Genomic DNA, 21,087 nt, shown 5'->3' on the forward strand with positions numbered 1-21,087 from the left:
ATTATCAGCTATTTTTACATTACTACTATATGTATGTTTTTTCACAACTTTATCTAAAAAAAGTGAAGCAAAAGGAAATTTATTTGGAATCTAGCTAATTTTCTCTTGTAGGTTAGTAGAAAGGAGTTGGTCATTCTTACTATAGGTTTCAAAAGTACGAGCCCATTCTATCGCTTTATTGAATGAATTAACCAGTGGAGACGAATAAAAAGTTGTATTCCACTTAAAAGAACCTTCGGAATTAGATGGATAAATAGTAACTTTCCAATGATAAAATTCATTTGAATTGGGAGCTAGCTCACCCTGTAAGGCAATTAGCCAATGGGTTTTAAATGAAGGATTAGGTTCTAATCTTGAAAATGAGGCCCGATCAGATGATCCAATAGGAATTAGTGCCTTTTGATAAAAATCCTGATAATTTGGGTAGTTCATTAAGTATCCCTCCTTTTTTGTTACTATATTTAGTATATGAAACTTTTAAAGTAAGTTTGATGATAAATGTTACTTTTTTTGAAAAAATATTAGAATTTTCACAAAATATACATAAAGAGGTGTTCAGTTATCTGTTCGTATGTGATATAGCTCACACCACATAAGATGGGTTCTTTTTATACTGAAATAAGAAAATAGTAAGAGGTGAAATAAATGAATGGTTTTATGAGCGCCATGGGTGGCATGCCTTCAGGGGATCTATGCCCAGGACTTAGCCAATTAAAAGGGGAGCATACTCCTTTAATAAAAATGTTAGATAGAATCGTTTCTTTAACAGAACAAATTGCAAAAGAGTCAGAGATTGAACAGTCTTTTGCTGAATTAAAGATAGATGTTACAACTTTTATCAGCGAACTTGATCCCCATTCTGTGAGAGAAGAGGGTGTCTTATTTCCAATGTTGGGTGCATATATTGGCACGACTTCTGGCCCGATTGCTGCGATGGAATATGAGCATGAACAAGCAAAATCATTAATAAGTGATTTTCGCGCAAAAGCTGAAATTTCCCAACTTTCGACTGAAGAAATGAAAAATCTAAGTGAAATAGTGAAGAATGCATATGATGTACTCATACAACATTTTTCCAAAGAAGAAAATGTTTTATTTCCAATGGCAGAGAGAATGCTTACGGATGAAGAGAAAGACGAACTATTTACAAGAATTCAAGAGATTAAGTAAAGGATTGGCCAAGCGCCTTTCCTTTTATTTTTTTGGAATCCAAACTAAATATTATTTTTATATATCTCAATCTCCTAAGATTATGTAAAATACTAATAGAAAGTGAGAAAAGAGGAGTCATATGAATCAGCAAGCTACTATGCCTAAAAAGATAACCAATTCAAATGAATCAACAATATTTAAAGTTCTTTTCATTATTGGCTTATGCCATTTATTGAATGATGCGATTCAAGCGGTTGTACCGGCCATGTTCCCAATTTTAGAGAAATCAATGGGATTATCATTTACGCAATTAGGGATAATTGCTTTTTCCCTTAATATGGTCTCATCAGTTATGCAGCCAATGATTGGGTTTTTTACAGATAAAAAACCCATGCCATATATTCTCCCAATAGGGCTTACTTCCACACTATTTGGGGTTTTAGGATTAGGATTTGCTTCAGGCTTTAACTGGATTGTTTTATCTGTCGTATTTATTGGGTTAGGTTCAGCAGTATTTCATCCTGAAGGATCTAGGGTTGCACATATGGCCGCAGGAGACAGGAGGGGACTTGCCCAATCTATTTATCAAGTTGGAGGTAATTCTGGGCAGGCGTTGGCACCCCTCATTACTGCACTAGTTCTCGTTCCACTTGGACAAGCTGGAGCATCTTGGTTCTCCCTTGCTGCTGCATTGGCTGTTGTTCTATTAGTTTATATTGCAAAATGGTATAAACAGAGATTACATTCTATAACAAGAGCTTCAAAGAAGAAAATTTCTGTTAAAGCTAGTGGAATGAACCATGCTAAGGATATAAAAAAGGCAATCTTTTTTATCTTATTAACTATTTTTGCAAGATCTTGGTATATCTCAGGAATGACAAATTTCTACACTTTTTATACAATACATAAATATGCACTAAGTATTAAAGAATCACAGTTGTTTTTATTTACGTTTTTAGTAGCAGGTGCCATTGGTACGTTCTTTGGTGGCCCACTTTCAGATAGATTTGGAAAGAAAAAAGTTATTACTTTTTCGATGATGGTAACATTACCTTTTTCAATTCTTATTCCTTACATGCCACTGGCATTAGCCTTTATTTTTCTTATTTTCTCCGGTTTTATCATCATGACTAGTTTTTCTGTTACTGTTGTGTATGCACAAGAGCTTGTTCCAGGTAAAATTGGGATGATGTCAGGTTTGACTGTTGGACTTGCATTCGGAATGGGGGCAATTGGTTCAGTTGGTCTAGGTTATATTGCAGATTTGATTGGACTGCCAACCATGATTGCAGTTTTGGGAATTTTACCTTTGATTGGATTATCGTCGTTTCTACTTCCATCTGACCGGGCGGTTCAAGGTTGGAATAACGAATAAATGGGGTTTAATTCAACCAAGGCGATTCACATCGACTCATTGGTTTTTCGAAAGTAGAAGGATTCAGTTAAGATAGTATTAATTTTATGGAGACCAAGATATGTGACAATTTTGTTAAAATAATGCTTCAAATAAGTCTAGTTCGAGTTTAAAAGGGATGGAATATTTTTACAAGAATTGACATTTCTCTGAAAATTCCTTATAATAACTTGATATCGAGATTTTTTAATTAACTTTAAAGGATGAAATCTAATGGGAAATGATTCAATATCTCAATCTTTAAAACTGTTTATCGTTCTTTCAAGAGCATATAAGGCCATAAATGAACATGTTAATAAAATGATTCAAAACAATGGTTTAAATCCTACTGAATTTGCAGTCCTTGAACTGCTATATCATAAAGGAGATCAGCCTTTGCAGCAAATTGGAGGTAAGATTTTGCTTGCAAGCGGAAGCATTACCTATGTTGTTGATAAGCTCGAGCAAAAAGGCTTGTTAAAAAGGATTGCCTGCCCAAAGGATCGTCGAGTTACGTATGCCCAGATTACGGATGAAGGGAAAACATTTATCGAAGAAATCTTCCCAGAGCATGCTAAGCAAATCGATCAACTCATGTCCAGTCTCTCTGACTCAGAGAAATCGGAAGCGATTCGGCTTTTAAAAAAAGCAGGTTTACCAGCAGGAAAATTTTAATGCGGCTAACAAAGTCGTATTTTTTTTGCGTAAAAGGAAAATATATGATGATTGCCGAATATATACCAATGTAATATTTAAATTTTTAGAAAAAGGAGAGACAAAATGCGATTTGAAGACTATACATACAAGCGCCCTGATTTAGAAGAAGTGACTAAACAATTTTATGTTGTCCTAGAAAAATTTGAAAAAGCTACATCTGTTGATGAGCAAAGTGTTGCAATGGATGAAATTAATGAAATTCGTAATGGCCTTGGGACAATGTTCAACCTGTGCCAAATTCGCCATACAATTAATACAAACGATGAGTTTTATAAGGAAGAACAGGACCACATGGATGAGATACAGCCGGAGATAGAAGGGCTAGTTACGAAATATTATCAAGCCCTAGTCGATTCAAAATTCCGTCAGCAGTTAGAAGAAAAATGGGGTAAACAGCTTTTTGCACTTGCAGAGGGCCAACTTAAAACATTTAAACCAGAAATTGTTCCATTGCTTCAAAAAGAAAATCGTTTGTCAACCGAATATACAAAACTAGTGGCCTCAGCTAAGATCTTATTTGAGGGGGAAGAAAGAACCCTTGCTCAATTGGATCCGTTCACAGAGTCAACTGACCGCGATACTCGAAAGCAGGCTAGTGAAGCTAAATTTGCTTTTTTTGCAGAGCATGAAGGGGAATTTGACAGAGTTTACGATGATCTTGTTAAGGTCAGAACTGAAATTGCTCAATCGCTTGGCTATGAGAATTTTGTGGAACTAGGTTATTACCGCATGATGAGAACGGATTACAATGCGGAAATGGTGGCTAACTTTAGGCAACAAGTGAAGGATTATATTGTTCCAATCGCTACTAAGTTGAAATTACGCCAACAGGATCGGATTGGAGTAGATAAACTAAAATATTATGATGAAGGGTTTATTTTTCAAACAGGTAATCCTGTTCCAAAAGGAAGCCCAGAGTGGATTATCGACAATGGACAAAAAATGTATGAAGAGCTTTCAAAAGAAACAGGAACCTTCTTCCGGTTTATGCAGGATAAAAACCTGATGGATCTTGTTGCAAAGAAAGGAAAAGCGGGCGGAGGTTATTGTACTTATATTGAGGATTATAAATCACCGTTTATTTTTTCAAACTTTAATGGAACTTCTGGGGATATCGATGTCTTAACACATGAAGCAGGTCATGCATTCCAGGTTTATTCAAGTCGCGCTTTTGAAATTCCGGAATACCTGTGGCCAACATATGAAGCATGTGAAATTCATTCGATGAGTATGGAGTTTTTTACATGGCCATGGATGGAACTGTTCTTTAAGGAAGAAACCGATAAATACAAATATGCTCATTTAAGTGATGCATTATTGTTCTTGCCATATGGTGTTTCTGTTGATGAGTTCCAACATTGGGTTTATGAAAATCCTAAGGCGACACCGAAAGAACGGAAGCTGAAATGGCGGGAGATCGAGAAAAAATACCAGCCACATAAGGATTATGAAGGAAATGTGTATTTAGAAAATGGCGGCTTTTGGCAACGGCAAGGACATATTTATAATTCGCCTTTTTACTATATTGATTATACGCTTGCACAAATTTGTGCATTCCAATTCTGGAAACGGTCAAGGGAAAATCAAGAAGAAGCCTGGTCTGACTATGTGAAACTATGTAAGCTTGGTGGTAGTATGTCATTTACAAAGCTTGTGGCAGCAGCAAACTTAATTTCTCCTTTTGAAAATGGTTGTGTGGAATCAGTTGTTGGGGAAATTGAGAGCTGGTTAAATTCAGTCCAAGATCAAGAACTATAATGGAAAAAGCGGAGCTGACTTTTTGGCTCCGCTTTCTCTTTGTATTATTTTTAGTGTATTTATCGGATGATTCACGTTTACTGAACAGCTAAGACTTTTGAATTTACTTTTAACTCTCCATCCTCAATGACTGTAACTAATTGTTTAGCTTCTGGCTCGTCAAGAATAAAATCAGCAATCCGGTCCTCAAGCTTTTCTTGAATCACTCTGCGAAGAGGGCGTGCCCCAAAAGAAGGATGGTAGCCAAGCTCCGCTAATTTTTCTTTTGCTTCAGGTGAAACTGTTAAAATAATATTTTGCTCTTTGAGTGTTTCTTGTAGCTCATTTAGCATTAAATCAACAATCTGTAAAATATGGTCTTTTTCAAGAGATTTGAATTCAATAATGCTATCAAAACGGTTTAAGAACTCGGGCTTAAAGAAACCGCCAAGCGAGTCTAGAATGCTTGCTTCTTCCACTGCATTATTATTTCCAAACCCAACATGGATAGTGCGAATAGTGTTAATACCTGCATTACTTGTCATAATGATGACGGTATCCTTGAAGCTAACGGTTCTCCCTTGACTATCTGTAAGGCGGCCGTCCTCAAGAATTTGCAGGAACATATGTTGAACATCAGGATGAGCTTTTTCAATTTCATCTAAGAGAATGATGCTATAAGGGTTTCTTCTAACCTTCTCTGTCAACTGCCCAGCTTCATCATGGCCGACATATCCTGGAGGAGATCCGATTAATTTTGAGACGCTATGCTTCTCCATATATTCACTCATATCAAGACGTACCATCGCATCTTTTGAACCAAATAATTCTTCAGCAAGTGTTTTTGTTAATTCGGTTTTTCCGACACCTGTTGGTCCTACAAACAAGAAGGAGCCAATAGGACGCTGTTTTGATTTTAGGCCAGCTCGGCTACGTCTGATTGCTTTTGCAACCTTTTCTACTGCCACCTCCTGTCCAATGACCTTTTCATGCAAATTTTTCTCTAATTGCTTCATTTTGGCTTGTTCATCTTGTTGAAGTTTGCCAACAGGAATGCCTGTTTTTTGTTCGATAATTTCCTGGATATGTGAAATATTGATTACAGGTCTTTCAGAAGAAGATACAGTATTTAGCAGTTTTTCTAACTTTGCTTCCTCATCACGAAGATCGGCTGCTACTTCATATTTCTCGTTGCGTAATGCACCGTCTTTTTCTTTGACTATTTCTTTTAGGCGTTGCTCAATTTGTTCATTATTTTTATTTTCGGATGCAAGGTTTATTTTTGAACCTGCTTCGTCAAGTAAATCGATGGCTTTATCGGGTAAGAAGCGATCTTGAATGTATCGATGAGATAGTTGAACACAAGCATGGATAGCCTCATCAGAATACGTAACTTCATGATAATCCTCGTATTTGGCTTGGAGCCCTTTGACTATTTCAATTGCTGCTTCTACAGATGGCTCATGAACATGAATAGGCTGAAAGCGACGTTCTAAAGCAGAATCCTTTTCGATTTGGCGGTATTCTTTTAAAGTAGTAGCCCCGACTACCTGCAACTCACCACGTGCAAGGGCAGGCTTTAGAATGTTACCTGCATCCATGGAGCCTTCGGCTGAACCAGCCCCAACTAAAAGATGAATTTCATCAATGAAAAGAATAATATTTTTTCGTTCTTGTAATTCGGAAATTAATTGTTTCATTCTTTCTTCGAATTGACCACGAATTCCTGTATTAGCAACAAGTGAAGCCACATCAAGCAAGTATATTTCTTTGTTTCGTAATTTCCCAGGTACCTGGCCTTCTACGATCTTAGTGGCAAGACCCTCGGCGATTGCAGTTTTCCCAACTCCAGGCTCTCCAATTAAGACAGGATTATTTTTGTTTCGACGATTTAAGATTTCAATAACACGTTTAATCTCTTGCCCGCGGCCAATGACAGGATCAATTAATCCTGCTTTCGCCATTTGCGTTAAATTTCGACCGAATTGATCGATAAAACCTCCACCATGAGTATTCTTACGAACTTTTTCGGAATTTTGCATTGAGTCACTTTTATTTGAGCCTAAGGCTTTGTTATTTTGGAAAAATAGCTCTTCAAGTGGAAAGTTTGAAAATCCCCCCATTGAAGGATTTATTCCAGCCCCAATTGCTTTTTTTTCTTTTTCGTAACATTCATGGCAAATGATTATTTCTATCCGTTGTCCATTAATGATCATTTTTAATTGTACCGTTGCATGGTTTTCTTTACACATTTGACAAAGCATAAATAAACCTCCCTTAAATTATGATACAAAAAGCATCGTTTTGATTTTGACTTTGACTATATTTGATCTTTATGAACATAGTATAATCTGACCATCTTTGACTTTCAAGGTATTTGCTTATTGAAATTTATTCCAATTGATAAACTTTAAAAAGATATACATAAAAAGCTCGTCATGGTTTGTCCCTTTGCACATATATTTGAACAGAGGAGGGATAAAGTGAAGAATAATTGGCTTGCAGCTTTCCAAATCGCAGCAGTCTATGTGGGTACAGTAGTTGGAGCTGGCTTTGCAACAGGAAAAGAGATCGTTGAATTTTTTTCGCGATTTGGTTTTTTTGGATTAATCAGCATTTTAATGAGCGGATACCTCCTAGTTTTTATTGGTTCAAAACTAATGAGAATAGCGGTTCGTATAAAGGCTAAGTCATACCAAGAGTTTAATGAGTATTTATTTGGTAAATGGATAGGTAAAGGAATTAACATATTAATGTTAGGGATGCTACTTGGAGTAACCGCAGTTATGCTCTCAGGTGCGGGGGCAGTTTTTGAAGAACAGTTAGGTTTATCGAAAAGTCTTGGTACATTTCTAACTATATTTATGTCCATTATTGTCATGATCATTGGAACAAAAGGTATTTTTGCAGTTAATACATTTGTTGTTCCATTAATGATTTCATTTAGTGTAATGCTGATGGTTATTTCTGTGAGGATGCCTCATTTTATCGATCAGCTCTTAGTTATTCCGCATGCAAATGATGGCTGGAAAACAGTTGCCGCACCCTTTACATATACAGCCTTTAATCTAGCTCTTGCCCAAGCAGTACTTGTTCCAATTGCAACGGAAATTGACGATGATTGGACGGTAAAATGGGGAGGAATTATTGGAGGAATTGCATTAACAATCATCTTAATTTCAAGTCATTTTACATTAATTATGTTGCCGGATTTAGAAAAGTATCAGATCCCAATGGCTGTAATTATGAAGAATTGGTCTATAAGTTTTCACTGGATTTATGTATTGGTAATCTATGGGGAAATTTTCACCTCTGTCATTGGCAATGTTTATGGGCTTGACCGTCAATTAAAACAATATATCGAAATTCCTTCGATTATTTCAGTTTCACTCATTTTTAGTATTTCATATTTTATAGGACTAATTGATTACGGACAGCTTCTTTCGTATTTATACCCATTGTTTGGATATATAAGCTTGTTATTCCTTATTCTACTTTGGATGAAGCCATTATCGAACGTTAATAAAAAATAAAAAGCATCTGTTCAATTTTTGAACAGATGCTTTTCAAATAATACATGAAGTTAAAAAATGAGGTTCCACTCTGCTTATTTCAATGGAAGGAAAATAAATAACATGATGTCAAAAATAACGTGTGAGACAATTACGAGAGGCATACTTCTCTTCCAATAGTATAAAGCTCCCCACACAAGTCCACAAAGGAACGTGGTCAAAACCAAAATAAATTCACCTGAATAAATTTGGACTGAGGCATATAGCAATGCACCAACAATAATGCTTACCATTGGTTTAAAGTACTTCAAAAGTTTCTTTTGAACAAACCCACGCCAAAAAAATTCCTCGCCCGGGGCAGCTACCAACATAAGAGCTAGATATTCCCAAAAAAGAGATGGAGCAAACCATCGATAAAGTCGATGAATACCTCGATCAAAAGGAAGATGGAATGTTATTATTCCTTTAAAGACAATCCAAAAAGCTCCATATAGAATTAGCCCTGTCAAAGCGCCAAGTGATATGTATGTAAAAAAGGGTGCCTCATCATCAACGTCTTCTTGAAACATTGCAAATGTAATAAGCAGAAGCATTGAGCCCGAAAAGAGGTACCAAAATACTGATTTATCGTGAAAACTAAAAAACAAAAGTAGGTGGGCAAATACGAGGCCAATTAGAAGTCTTACATCAAAAATTCTTTTTTTCATTCTTTTCGTGCTCCTTTTTAAACTACATAGAGAAAATATTTTCATTTAATTCTAAGTTAATTTTTGATAAGAAATAAAAAATTTGAAAAAGCTAAAGAAAAGGAAAGGAGGTAATACTTTGAGTAAATCTAAAAGAGAGCAAGAGCGGGAATGGACTGTCAGAAAACAGGATCAAAATCCGCACGGCAAAACGAAATCTTTTAAAGAACTTTCAAAAGATATTGGTAATAACGATAAAATCTAAGCTCTTTTACAAGAACAATGCCACATCATTTGAGTTGATGATGGTGCATTTTTTCCCTTTTAAATATAATACTTTTTCATAAAATAAGCTATTTATACGATAAAAAGGGAAACGCGAAAATTTTCTACTAAAAAAACCAAAAAGTAGCAATAAAGCTACTTTTTGGTTTTTTTAATTATTTAAAGCGTTTTCTTTGATAATCTTATAGTTTTTATGATTGACAACGGTTCGTTGATCTAGTTCTAAGTCACGATAATTATCCATATAAGTTAGGTCGACTATTACAGAGTTTTCATTCACCTTTTCAACAATTCCTTGCAATCCCTCACGGAACTCAATGATATTCCCCACATCTGCCTTCTTCAATTAGTCCCTCTCCTTTACCTAACAACTTATACCAATCTATATAAATACCAGTTTGCACTACTTTTTTATTTTCGTAAAGGCTTTAATGTGACAATTTTTAAAATTCTTGAAAAACATCAATATAAAAATCATTAAACGTTTTTTTAATATGTAAAACTGTTTTTATATTTCCGGGGAAATTCGACAAAAAATAATTAAAAAATTGGCTTCTTAAAAAACTTTGTCGATTATAAGAATACTGTATAAACAGTATAGTTTAACGTTTAACAATGTCTGCAGGTGATTTTTAAACTTTTATAGTAGATTTAAAATAATCCCATAATTTAGGGGTAGAAGAGATTTAGTGTTATCGGAAAATTAGGAAATTTGGTAAAATAATAGAGGAAGAAATAGTGATAAAAAGGGTGGGGAAAAATGGAATTAGCAAACAAAATTAATCTTTTGAAAAATGAAATCGGTAAATTCGTAATTGGCAAAGATTTGGAAATTGAATTGATGGCTATTTCCTTACTTTTTAATGGACATATTTTGCTTGAAAGTGTTCCTGGTACAGGAAAAACAATGCTGGCTAAATGTTTTGCATCGGCAATTGGCGGTGCTTTCTCTCGTATCCAATTTACTCCTGATGTATTACCAAGTGATGTTACAGGGATTCAATTTTTCAACCCAAAGATTCAAGAGTTTGAATTAAGATCCGGACCAATTATGGCAAACATCGTTTTAGCAGATGAAATCAATCGGGCAACCCCAAGAACCCAATCAAGCCTACTAGAAGCAATGGAAGAGAGACAAGTAACGATTGATGGTCAGACGGTCGTACTAGACGAACCTTTTATGGTCATTGCGACACAAAATCCAGTAGAATCACAGCAAGGGACTTTCCCTTTGCCAATAGCACAAATGGATCGATTCTTTATTAAAATAAAAATTGAATATCCTTCAATAGAAGAAGAAAGAAGGATTATGAAATTGTATAGAGGCGAAATAGTTACTGATGAGAGTCGGCATGTATTTTCCAATTCAGAGATATTACAATTGAAGACAGCTGTAAAAGGCATCACTATTTCAGAAGATCTTGAAAAGTTCATATTACAGATTGTTAGGAAAACTCGTAATCATCCATATATTGAATTAGGCGTCAGTCCAAGAGGAACGTTGGCGTTAATGAGAGCATCCCAAGGCAAAGCATTCTTAAATGGACGAAGTTTTGTTACTCCTAGTGATGTATTGTGGGTAGCCCCATATGTGTTATCACACCGAATTTTTCTTTCAACAGAAGGCTTTTTATCAAATTCACAAGAAATGATCATGGATGAAATACTTAAATCCATTGAGGTTCCAGTGGAAACAGGAGTAAACGGATGATTTGGCATAAATATTCCGTAGAGGACCGAAGAATTCCTGGAATATGCGCCCTTGCTGCGGTGCTATTAGTTTTAAGCCTTTTTGCTGATTCGAAGCTTACTTTTTTTCTTACAACCCTTTTTCTTTTCATTACATATGCTAATCAGTTTTATTTTAAAAAAATTGGGCAGTCTTTACTTTTTAATAATATCATTCAAAAGGATTGTTTTTTTATAAATCAACAAGGAAAGTGGGTTCTCGAGTTCCATAATGAGGGATTACCAATCTTAAAAGGTGAAATAAAGGTATATTTCGATCAAGTTGTATCACCATTCGAAGAACAAGTGGAATCAATGTTATTCATGCATGAGATTTCAGTCCCGTTTTCAATTTTTACCCATCAAAAAAAGCGGATTACCATTCCCTTTAAAACAAAAATGCGTGGAAATGCAAAGATACGCAAGCTAGAAATGCATATTCCAAATATTATTGGATTTGGTGAAATAGTTCTTGAATACAAAAATATAGTTCATCAAGATATTTTTGTTTATCCTGTACCTATCCCGGTTAAATACTTAAAAGAACGCCTTTCAATGCGACCTGAGTGGAATGTTGCCCCTCTTTCAATTTATGAAGATAGGCTTGCCCCTCAAGGTACAAGGGATTATGTCTTTTCAGATAGCTTTAATCGAATCCACTGGAAAGCAAGTGCACGAAAGCAATCTTTACAAACGAAAATATATGAACAAATTACTGATAATGGTTGGAATATCGCAATAAATATTTCAGATGGCTATGCGATAACAGGCCAATTAGAACAATTGCTTAGTAGCGTTACAGAGTTTGCTTATTACGCTTATAAACGGCAAATTCCTTATTCTTTTTGCATCAACATACGATCCGCGGGAAATATTCCTTTTCTCTTTATTCCTTTAGGACAAGGAAATAAACACTTGCAAAAGGTTCTTGAAATACTTGCTTCAATAAATACCCTTCATGTAAGTTTTCCATATGAGAAGATGTTGTCTTATTATAATCGGCATTTAGCAACGCAGCCATTTTTCATTCATGGTGGTATAAGAACTTCATCAGTAGATGCCCTATTTTTGGAAATGGTTAGAAAGAAAGTATTGTTGTTAGAGTTAAAGGTTAATAACGAATCTGGATGGATCATACCCCTTGATGTTCAGAGGGAAAGTGGGGTGAGCCAATGAGTTTACGAATTACTTTGAGGATGTATCAATTTACCCTTGAGTTATTACTTGGGATCCTACTATTATTTTTTTTCGTTATTGGGGAAAAGGAGCCTATCCCTATTGGAATGTTGCTAGCCTTGAGTTTTGGGGCTTTTCTTCTATTTTCATTTATGTTGGAAAAGTTTGCAGGAAAAGGCAGATGGGCATCTTTGTACATTGTGTTGCTCCTTTTTCTAACCGTGGGTATATTTGCAGGGCTACCGATTCTACATGTAAGCCTGTTAGGATTGTTTATTTTCTGGAGAGGACTTGCACCTCATGACCCAGAAGACCAACGTGAAATTCAAATTTTATTGTTTTCATTTATGATTGGTGTACCTTTGCTTTTATCTGCTACGATTATTGATTCTCCTTTTCGTAACCAAATAGTATGTATTTTGCTTTTTCAATTATTACTTGTATTTATTGGTGGCTTTTATAAAAAGTGGGTATGTATTCGTGATGATAAATTTGAATTCGCAATGTTCTTTGTAAAATTGTGTGGTGTACTATTTTCTACCGCAGGGTTGATTACACTATTTATGAAATACATCGAGTCTTCCTTAACAGGGATCTTGAAATATACTGCAATGCTTTTTGGAGTAGTAGCATTACCAATCTTAAATCTATTAAAAAATCTTCATTTAGCAAAACAACCAACACGAGAAAATCAACAACCTAATCAAACAATCTCAGACTTGTTCAAGGAAGCAAATGCCGCAAAGAATCATTCGTTTTTCATGACAAAAGACTTTTTTTTACTATCATTTTTGGTGATCGGATTAATATGTTTAGGTTTCTTCTTTTATAAGCGAAGGAGGGAATTATCAATACCTTGGCTAGGTAAATCCCCAGCAACACATATATCTGAGATAATTAATGAGCCAACAATTCGTGTATTTAGTGGAAAGCATGTGCCTTCAGAGGATTTTATAAGAAAAGAAATATTTCGATTTGAAATTTTTGCACAAAAGCTTCATAATGGACGTTATCCATTTGAAACCTTAGAAGAATGGTTTGTTCGAATTGGTTTAACAGGAAGAGAACAGCTTATTTCTATTTATGAGAGGACACGATATGGAGAAATAGTTTCATCGCACGAGGAACAGCTGCAAGTTAAAAATGAAATTAGTCAAATGAAGCAGCAATTATATTCAAGGAAAGGGTTATAAAACATGTTAAACCAGAAAATATTACCTGCTTCTACAAACATGAAGGAATTTGAATGTTTTTTAAAAAGTTCTTATGAGATTGGTGTTTACTTATATATGCATATTGCCCAATTGAAAAATATCGATTTGCTTGCAAAACAATATGGAAAAAAAATGATCTACCACGTCGATTTGATCCATGGCATCAAAAATGACGAATATGCTACTGAATATATTTGCCAGGAATACAAGCCATATGGATTAATCTCTACCAAATCCAGCGTCATTTTAAAAGCAAAGCAAAAGGGTGTAATTGCAGTTCAAAGAATATTTCTAATTGATAGTCATGCTCTTGAAAAAAGCTATAAACTCGTAGAAAAAACACGTCCAGATTTTATTGAAGTTTTGCCTGGCGCGATGCCTCAAATGATAAAAGAAGTGAAAGAAAGGCTGGGAACACCAATCTTTGCAGGGGGATTGATTCGAACATCCGAAGAGGTTCAAAATGCTCTAGATGCAGGTGCCAATGCCATTACCACATCCAAGAGGGAACTTTGGGATTTCTTTGGTAATAAAAATTTATAAAAATATTTATATAGTCTTGTTAAAAACTTATTGACACCGTTTTCATAGACTTGTATATTTAGTATAAGTTAATATTTCGTGACGGAGATGAGGAGATTCACACAGATACCCAAAAATGGGTTATTCTGCGTGAATCTCTTTTTGTTTTGATTTTTTTGTCGCGAAAAAAGTTTGAAATTTCTGATATTTTTTTCAAAAGGAGAGGGGAAGAAAGATGACGCCATTTATTGGAGAAATGATTGGTACCATGATTTTGATTGTTTTTGGTGCAGGAATAGGAGCAGGTTCTTCATTGAAGAAATCTTACTCAAATAATGCGGGGTGGATCGTTATTACGATTGCCTGGGGACTTGCAGTTACAATGGGTGTTTTTGCAGTAGGATCTGTTAGTGGGGCACATTTAAATCCAGCTGTAACAATCGCATTAGCTATAAATGGAGATTTCCCATGGGCTAATGTACCTGAATATATTCTTGCCCAAATGATTGGAGCAATTTTAGGAGCAGCACTAGTTTACTTGCATTACTTACCACACTGGAAGGCTACAGATGATCCTGGGACAAAGTTAGGTGTTTTTGCTACTGGTCCAGCAATTCCACATACTTTCTCAAATCTATTAAGTGAAATTTTTGGAACATTTATTCTTGTTCTAGGGCTAATGTTTATTGGAGCAAATAAATTTACCGAAGGATTAAATCCTCTTGCCGTAGGAGCATTGATTGTTGTGATTGGTATGTCCTTAGGTGGAACAACAGGTTATGCTATTAATCCTGCACGCGACCTAGGTCCAAGAATTGCTCATTTTATTTTACCGATTCACGGAAAAGGTGGTTCAAATTGGGGATATTCATGGATCCCAGTTGTTGGCCCAATTCTGGGCGGTGCTTTAGGTGCAGTATTTTATAAATCAGTATTTTTAGGGGAAGTAACAGGAGCACTATGGGTAGTGATTGGAATCAATCTTGTATTCCTTTTGCTTGCATCAGTACTTGGGAAAAACCAGTCAAGTAATATCAATGATTCAAAGAAAGTAGCTTAATATTTTAACTTAATGGGGGAATTTTTGTGGAAAAGTATATTTTATCATTAGACCAAGGAACAACAAGCTCTCGTGCAATTCTTTTTAATAAAGGTGGAGAAATTGTTCATGTTGCGCAAAAAGAATTTACACAACATTTTCCACAGCCTGGTTGGGTGGAACATAATGCCAATGAAATTTGGGGTTCAATTCTGTCGGTTATCGCTGGAGTTTTATCTGAATCAGGTATTAAGCCTGAACAAATTGCTGGAATTGGGATAACAAATCAGCGTGAAACGACAGTTGTTTGGGATAAAGAAACAGGTGTCCCTGTTTATAATGCAATTGTGTGGCAATCAAGACAAACAAGTGAAATTTGTGATGAACTTAAAGAAAAAGGTTTAAACGATCTATTCAGCGAAAAAACTGGTTTATTAATAGATGCATACTTCTCTGGAACAAAAGTAAAATGGATTTTGGATAATGTTGAAGGTGCACGTGAAAAAGCTGAACAAGGAAAATTATTGTTTGGAACCATTGACACTTGGTTAATTTGGAAGTTATCAGGTGGTAAAGCACATGTTACAGATTATTCAAACGCTTCACGTACACTTATGTATAATATTCACGAATTAAAATGGGATGAGGAGTTATTAGATATTTTAGGAGTGCCAGCTTCGATGCTTCCAGAAGTTCATCCTTCTTCCTCTATTTATGCACATACAGTTGATTATCACTTCTTCGGCAAAGAAGTTCCGATTGCTGGTGTTGCCGGGGATCAACAAGCTGCGTTGTTCGGACAGGCTTGTTTTGGTGAAGGAATGGCAAAAAATACGTATGGTACTGGTTGTTTCATGTTAATGAATACAGGTGAAAAAGCGGTCAGATCTGAGCATGGCTTATTAACAACAATTGCATGGGGACTAAATGGCAAAGTGGAATATGCCCTTGAAGGAAGTATCTTTGTAGCAGGCTCCGCTATTCAATGGCTTCGTGATGGACTCAGAATGTTTAAGGATGCTAAAGAGAGTGAAGATTACGCAAAGAAGGTAGCATCAACAGAGGGTGTTTATATTGTACCTGCTTTTGTTGGGCTTGGAACACCATATTGGGATAGTGAAGTACGGGGAGCAGTTTTTGGATTAACTCGTGGAACGACCAAAGAACATTTTGTTCGAGCAACCCTCGAATCACTTGCATATCAAACGAAAGATGTTTTGTCAGCAATGGAAGCGGATTCTGGGATCGAGTTAAAAACACTGCGTGTCGATGGTGGAGCCGTAAAGAATAACTTCTTAATGGAATTCCAAAGTGATCTTTTAAATGTTCCCGTTGAAAGGCCAACCGTTAATGAAACAACTGCACTTGGAGCAGCTTATTTAGCAGGACTTGCAGTTGGTTTTTGGGAAAACCAAGAGGAAATCTCGAAGCAATGGGCAGTGGATCATAAATTCTCTCCAGATATGGGGGATGACGAACGAGCTAAATTATATGATGGTTGGAAGAAGGCAGTAAAAGCTGCAATGGCATTTAAATAAATATGTAATGCTATCCAAAACATATTTTTTATGATAAAATGGCTTTAAGTTAATATATCGGTAGGAGAATTGGGAGAGACCACAAAGCATTATCGTTAATCGGTAGTGTCCTTTGTGGTCTCTTTTTGTTTTCTTTCGATCTTGAAAAATAGAGGAGGAAATAAACATGAAATTTTCCACATTAAATCGAAATGGCATAGTTAGCAAACTTAAAAGCGAAATATATGATGTATTGGTTATTGGTGGTGGAATTACTGGTGCTGGAATTGCTCTTGATGCTGCATCCAGAGGAATGAGTATAGCACTTGTTGAAATGCAGGATTTTTCAGCAGGAACATCAAGCCGCTCTACAAAACTTGTTCACGGTGGACTTCGGTATTTAAAGCAATTTGAAGTAAAGATGGTCGCAGAAGTAGGCAAAGAAAGAGCAATTGTCTATGAAAATGGGCCACATGTGACAACTCCTGAAAGGATGCTGCTCCCGATTCATAAAGGGGGAACTTTTGGGAAATTTAGTACTTCTATCGGTTTACGTGTTTACGATTTTTTAGCAGGAGTCAAAAAGGGTGAACGCCGATCAATGTTGTCAACTAATGAAACATTAGTAAAAGAACCGCTTATTAAAAAATCAGGTTTAAAAGGTGGCGGTTATTACGTTGAATATAGGACTGATGATGCCAGACTCACGATTGAAGTTATGAAAGCGGCACATGAGAAAGGGGCAATTGCCTGTAACTACTCAAAAGTAATAAAACTGAATTATCAAAATGGAAAAGTGATTGGTGCACTAATTGAAGATCAACTAACTGGAGAACAATATGAAATTCGTGCTAAAAAAGTTGTGAATGCTGCTGGACCGTGGGTCGATAAAATTCGTGAGCTTGACCAATCGAAGAAGGGGAAAGTTCTTCAGCTTACAAAGGGTGTTCATCTTGTTATCGATCAGTCTAGGTTCCCTCTGAAGCAAGCCATCTATTTTGATACACCTGATGGTCGAATGGTATTTGCAATTCCCCGTGAAGGAAAAGCATACGTTGGAACGACAGACACATTTTTTGACAAAGATACAACTAATCCAAATGTGACAGCAAGTGACCGAAGCTATATTCTCAAGGCCATTCATTATATGTTTCCTGATGTTTTAATCAGTGAAAAGGATATTGAGTCAAGTTGGGCGGGGGTACGTCCACTTATATATGAGGAAGGAAAAGATGCTTCCGAAATTTCTAGAAAGGATGAAATTTGGGAATCAAAGTCAGGACTTGTAACAATTGCTGGTGGGAAATTAACAGGGTACCGGAAAATGGCTGAAACCATTGTTGATTTTTTAGCTGCTAAATTTACTACGGAGAATGGCACTACTTTTCCTCAAGGGAATACAAAAAGTATGCCTATTTCAGGGGGGGATATAGGCGGAGCTGCAAATTTCGACACATTTTGTACATCACAAATTGAAGCTGGAACTGCTTTAGGTTTAACGCGTGACCAGTCATTACATCTTGCAAGTCAATATGGTTCCAATATCCCGCTTGTTTTTGAACTCTTAAAAAAATATAAGCATGATGCAGAAAAATACGAGTTACCCCTTCCACTATTTGCAAAGCTTGTTTACGGGATTGAATACGAAATGGTTGTGACACCTATTGACTTTTTTAACAGGAGAACAGGCGCAATTCTTTTTGATATCAATTTAGTTCGAAAATGGAATACAAAAGTAATTGCTTATATGAATGATAAATTGAGTTGGAATGAAAAAGAGAAACAAAAATATATAATTGAATTAGAGCAAGCATTGAAATCAGCTGTTAGCCCTGTTGATGAACTAAATGATTTTCCAAAGGCTTCAAACGGAAACTAATAACAAAAAAAGTAGCTGCCACACATTTAATTGTGGCGGCTTTTATATAGAAGTGAAGCAGGCAAATGTCCTCTTAAAAGATTAATAACTTTTGTTGGTAGATTGTTTTTAGGTACTTTCAATTAATTTTTAAGTTTTACGTTCTTAACCAGTTTTGGTTTGTTTAGGAAGGAGAATAAAATGAGGTGTGTTTCGGTTGTCTTATAAGGCTAAAAATGCTATTCTACCTTTGATAATGCTGAAAAGGTTATGAAGTGAAGGTAGTTTATACTTAATACATTTTTGTAACTCTCATTGGGGAAAATAAATTTTAATTAAAGAGAAGGCTTACATTTTTGAGTATTTAGTCAATTAACGGTTTAGTTGACTAAATAGGGGAAATTGTATAAATTTATGATGGCAAATATTTTTTCATATTATTATTTTAAAGGAGTTTGATTTAGCATGGCAGAGAAACAATTTAAGATCATTTCGGAAACAGGTATTCATGCAAGACCAGCAACATTATTAGTACAAACAGCGAGCAAATTTGATTCTGAAATCAATTTAGAATATAAAGGTAAAAAAGTAAACTTAAAATCTATTATGGGTGTTATGTCTTTAGGTATTGGTCAGGGTGCAGATATCACGATTACTACTGAAGGAAGCGATCAAGAAGAAGCGTTGAGAAGTCTTGAAGAAACAATGAAAAAAGAAGGTTTGGCAGAGTAATGACGTTTTTAAAAGGAATTGCCGCCTCAAATGGAATTGCGATTGCCAAGGCATATCGCCTAGTTGAACCAGATTTATCCTTTGAAAAGAAAACAATTGAAGATACGGTTGCTGAAGTGGAGCGTTTCCGCACAGCAATTAATAAATCAAAATCAGAATTAGAAGCGATTCGTGATCATGCAATGGTTGACCTCGGTGCAGATAAAGCTGCTATTTTTGAAGCACATCTTCTGGTATTAAGCGATCCAGAATTACACTCACCAATAGAAGACAACATTAAAACACAAAAAATGAATGCAGAATCTGCCTTAAAAGAAACTGCAGATATGTTTATTACTATGTTTGAACAAATGGATAATGAATATATGAAGGAACGCGCTGCAGATATCCGTGATGTTACCAAACGGGTCCTTTCGCATTTGTTAGGGGTTGAAGTAGTAAATCCAAGTATGATCTCTGAAGAAGTGATTATTGTTGCGGAGGATTTAACACCATCTGATACAGCCCAATTGAATCGCCAATTTGTAAAAGGCTTCACCACAAATATTGGTGGACGAACATCACATTCTGCTATTATGGCTCGGTCAATGGAAATTCCAGCTGTAGTTGGTACAAAAACTGCTACAGAAGAAATTCAAAATGGTGATCTTGTTATCGTTGATGGATTAAATGGGGAAGTACATATTAATCCAACAGCAGAATTGGTAGAAAAGTATCGTGGAGTCCATGAGGAATATGAAAAACAAAAGGCTGAATGGGCTAAATTAGTGAATGAAAAAACATTTTCAGCTGATAACCACCATGTGGAGCTCGCTGCCAACATTGGTACACCAAAGGATTTAAAAGGTGTAAGAGAAAATGGTGGAGAAGCTGTTGGTTTATACAGAACAGAATTCCTTTACATGGGTAGGGATCAATTACCAACAGAAGATGAGCAATATGAAGCATATAAAGCGGTTCTAGAAGGGATGGACGGAAAGCCTGTTGTCGTCCGTACACTTGATATTGGTGGAGATAAAGAGCTTCCATATCTAAGTTTACCAAAGGAAATGAATCCATTTTTAGGTTTCCGTGCTATTCGTTTATGCCTAGAAGAACAAGGAATTTTCCGTACACAACTTCGTGCTTTACTTAGAGCAAGTAGTTTCGGTAATTTAAAAGTTATGTTCCCAATGATCGCTACTCTAGATGAGTTTCGTGCTGCCAAAGCCATTCTTGAGGAAGAAAAACAAAATCTTCTTGCAAATGGTGAAAAAATAGCTGAAAAAATCGAGCTTGGTATTATGGTAGAAATTCCATCGACTGCAATCTTAGCCGACCAATTTGCCAAGGAAGTCGACTTCTTCAGTATTGGAACAAATGATCTAATTCAATATACAATGGCTGCGGACCGTATGAATCAACGCGTTTCTTATTTATATCAACCATATAGCCCGTCGATTTTGCGATTAGTGAAAATGGTGATTGATGCAGCCCATGCAGAAGGTAAATGGGCAGGAATGTGTGGAGAAATGGCTGGAGACGAAATTGCTATTCCACTTTTATTAGGTTTAGGTCTTGATGAATTCTCAATGAGTGCAACTTCGATCTTACGAGCACGTTCACAAATCCGTAACTTGAATAAAGCAGATATGGAAAAGCTTGCTCAGGATGTTCTTTCTATGCAGACGACAAGTCAAGTAATGGAAGCTGTAAAGATTGCAACAGATAAATAAATTTTTTCAAAGCCGGCTGGTTTTCAGTCGGCTTTTTTGGCTAAGCAGAATTTATATCCATAAATTCTGCTAGCGCATAAGTGCAACTACGCCTAATCATCGCC

At 35.9% G+C, this 21,087-nt stretch carries 19 protein-coding genes; 15 read left to right on the plus strand and 4 right to left on the minus strand.

The genetic code is table 11. The features are described from left to right. Nucleotides 1–90: 90 nt before the first annotated feature. Complete coding sequence (locus RCG20_RS17155; protein WP_308181324.1) at nucleotides 91–432, minus strand: hypothetical protein; 342 nt, start codon at nucleotides 430–432, stop codon at nucleotides 91–93. 213 nt (nucleotides 433–645) lie between these two features. Here RCG20_RS17155 and RCG20_RS17160 point away from each other — a divergent pair, with 213 nt between their 5' ends. From RCG20_RS17160 to RCG20_RS17175, 4 genes are all read left to right on the plus strand, one after another. Next, a complete protein-coding gene (locus RCG20_RS17160) occupies nucleotides 646–1,170 on the plus strand; it encodes a hemerythrin domain-containing protein (protein ID WP_308181325.1) in 525 nt (174 codons plus the stop codon). Between the two features lie 121 nt (nucleotides 1,171–1,291). Then, nucleotides 1,292–2,527, plus strand: coding sequence for an MFS transporter (locus RCG20_RS17165; protein ID WP_308181326.1), 1,236 nt, complete (start codon nucleotides 1,292–1,294; stop codon nucleotides 2,525–2,527). 252 nt (nucleotides 2,528–2,779) lie between these two features. Then, complete coding sequence (locus RCG20_RS17170; protein ID WP_308181327.1) at nucleotides 2,780–3,220, plus strand: MarR family winged helix-turn-helix transcriptional regulator; 441 nt, start codon at nucleotides 2,780–2,782, stop codon at nucleotides 3,218–3,220. A gap of 105 nt (nucleotides 3,221–3,325) precedes the next feature. Then, on the plus strand, nucleotides 3,326–5,020 hold the full coding sequence (locus RCG20_RS17175; RefSeq protein WP_308181328.1) for a M3 family oligoendopeptidase: 1,695 nt from the start codon (nucleotides 3,326–3,328) through the stop codon (nucleotides 5,018–5,020). A gap of 77 nt (nucleotides 5,021–5,097) precedes the next feature. On the opposite strand, the gene RCG20_RS17180 is transcribed toward RCG20_RS17175, so the two are convergent. Further along, nucleotides 5,098–7,263, minus strand: a complete 2,166-nt coding sequence (locus RCG20_RS17180; protein WP_308181329.1) for an ATP-dependent Clp protease ATP-binding subunit — start codon at nucleotides 7,261–7,263, stop codon at nucleotides 5,098–5,100. 219 nt (nucleotides 7,264–7,482) lie between these two features. Here RCG20_RS17180 and RCG20_RS17185 point away from each other — a divergent pair, with 219 nt between their 5' ends. Then, on the plus strand, nucleotides 7,483–8,532 hold the full coding sequence (locus tag RCG20_RS17185; protein WP_308181330.1) for a YkvI family membrane protein: 1,050 nt from the start codon (nucleotides 7,483–7,485) through the stop codon (nucleotides 8,530–8,532). Nucleotides 8,533–8,606: 74 nt separating this feature from the next. On the opposite strand, the gene RCG20_RS17190 is transcribed toward RCG20_RS17185, so the two are convergent. Continuing rightward, nucleotides 8,607–9,218, minus strand: coding sequence for a CPBP family intramembrane glutamic endopeptidase (locus RCG20_RS17190; protein WP_308181331.1), 612 nt, complete (start codon nucleotides 9,216–9,218; stop codon nucleotides 8,607–8,609). Nucleotides 9,219–9,336: 118 nt separating this feature from the next. Between RCG20_RS17190 and RCG20_RS17195 the strand changes: the two genes are divergently transcribed. Further along, a complete protein-coding gene (locus RCG20_RS17195) occupies nucleotides 9,337–9,462 on the plus strand; it encodes a DUF6254 family protein (RefSeq protein ID WP_308181332.1) in 126 nt (41 codons plus the stop codon). Nucleotides 9,463–9,633: 171 nt separating this feature from the next. Here RCG20_RS17195 and RCG20_RS17200 read toward each other — a convergent pair whose 3' ends face one another. Then, entirely contained in the window at nucleotides 9,634–9,828 is a 195-nt protein-coding gene (locus RCG20_RS17200) for a YkvS family protein (protein ID WP_308181333.1), read from the minus strand. A 414-nt stretch (nucleotides 9,829–10,242) separates the two neighbouring features. Between RCG20_RS17200 and RCG20_RS17205 the strand changes: the two genes are divergently transcribed. From RCG20_RS17205 to ptsP, 9 genes are all read left to right on the plus strand, one after another. Then, the gene (locus RCG20_RS17205) at nucleotides 10,243–11,193 is read left to right on the plus strand and encodes an AAA family ATPase (protein WP_308181334.1); all 951 of its coding nucleotides are present in this window, start codon (nucleotides 10,243–10,245) and stop codon (nucleotides 11,191–11,193) included. Continuing rightward, entirely contained in the window at nucleotides 11,190–12,386 is a 1,197-nt protein-coding gene (locus tag RCG20_RS17210; protein ID WP_308181336.1) for a DUF58 domain-containing protein, read from the plus strand. Before RCG20_RS17205 ends, RCG20_RS17210 begins: the two co-directional genes overlap by 4 nt. After that, nucleotides 12,383–13,579, plus strand: a complete 1,197-nt coding sequence (locus tag RCG20_RS17215) for a hypothetical protein (protein ID WP_308181337.1) — start codon at nucleotides 12,383–12,385, stop codon at nucleotides 13,577–13,579. Before RCG20_RS17210 ends, RCG20_RS17215 begins: the two co-directional genes overlap by 4 nt. Nucleotides 13,580–13,582: 3 nt before the next feature. After that, nucleotides 13,583–14,143: a glycerol-3-phosphate responsive antiterminator gene (locus RCG20_RS17220; RefSeq protein WP_308181338.1), complete on the plus strand. Its 561-nt coding sequence runs from the start codon at nucleotides 13,583–13,585 to the stop codon at nucleotides 14,141–14,143. A gap of 214 nt (nucleotides 14,144–14,357) precedes the next feature. Beyond that, on the plus strand, nucleotides 14,358–15,182 hold the full coding sequence (locus RCG20_RS17225) for an MIP/aquaporin family protein (protein ID WP_308181339.1): 825 nt from the start codon (nucleotides 14,358–14,360) through the stop codon (nucleotides 15,180–15,182). 26 nt (nucleotides 15,183–15,208) lie between these two features. After that, nucleotides 15,209–16,699, plus strand: coding sequence for a glycerol kinase GlpK (glpK, locus tag RCG20_RS17230; protein ID WP_308181340.1), 1,491 nt, complete (start codon nucleotides 15,209–15,211; stop codon nucleotides 16,697–16,699). Between the two features lie 166 nt (nucleotides 16,700–16,865). Continuing rightward, nucleotides 16,866–18,557: a glycerol-3-phosphate dehydrogenase/oxidase gene (locus RCG20_RS17235; protein WP_308181341.1), complete on the plus strand. Its 1,692-nt coding sequence runs from the start codon at nucleotides 16,866–16,868 to the stop codon at nucleotides 18,555–18,557. A 444-nt stretch (nucleotides 18,558–19,001) separates the two neighbouring features. Then, nucleotides 19,002–19,268: a phosphocarrier protein HPr gene (locus RCG20_RS17240; protein ID WP_308181342.1), complete on the plus strand. Its 267-nt coding sequence runs from the start codon at nucleotides 19,002–19,004 to the stop codon at nucleotides 19,266–19,268. Continuing rightward, nucleotides 19,268–20,983, plus strand: coding sequence for a phosphoenolpyruvate--protein phosphotransferase (gene ptsP, locus RCG20_RS17245; protein ID WP_308181343.1), 1,716 nt, complete (start codon nucleotides 19,268–19,270; stop codon nucleotides 20,981–20,983). Before RCG20_RS17240 ends, ptsP begins: the two co-directional genes overlap by 1 nt. The last annotated feature ends 104 nt before the right edge of the window (nucleotides 20,984–21,087 follow it).

The sequence above is a fragment of the Neobacillus sp. PS3-40 genome, assembly GCF_030915485.1.
Classification (GTDB): domain Bacteria; phylum Bacillota; class Bacilli; order Bacillales; family Cytobacillaceae; genus JAUZPL01.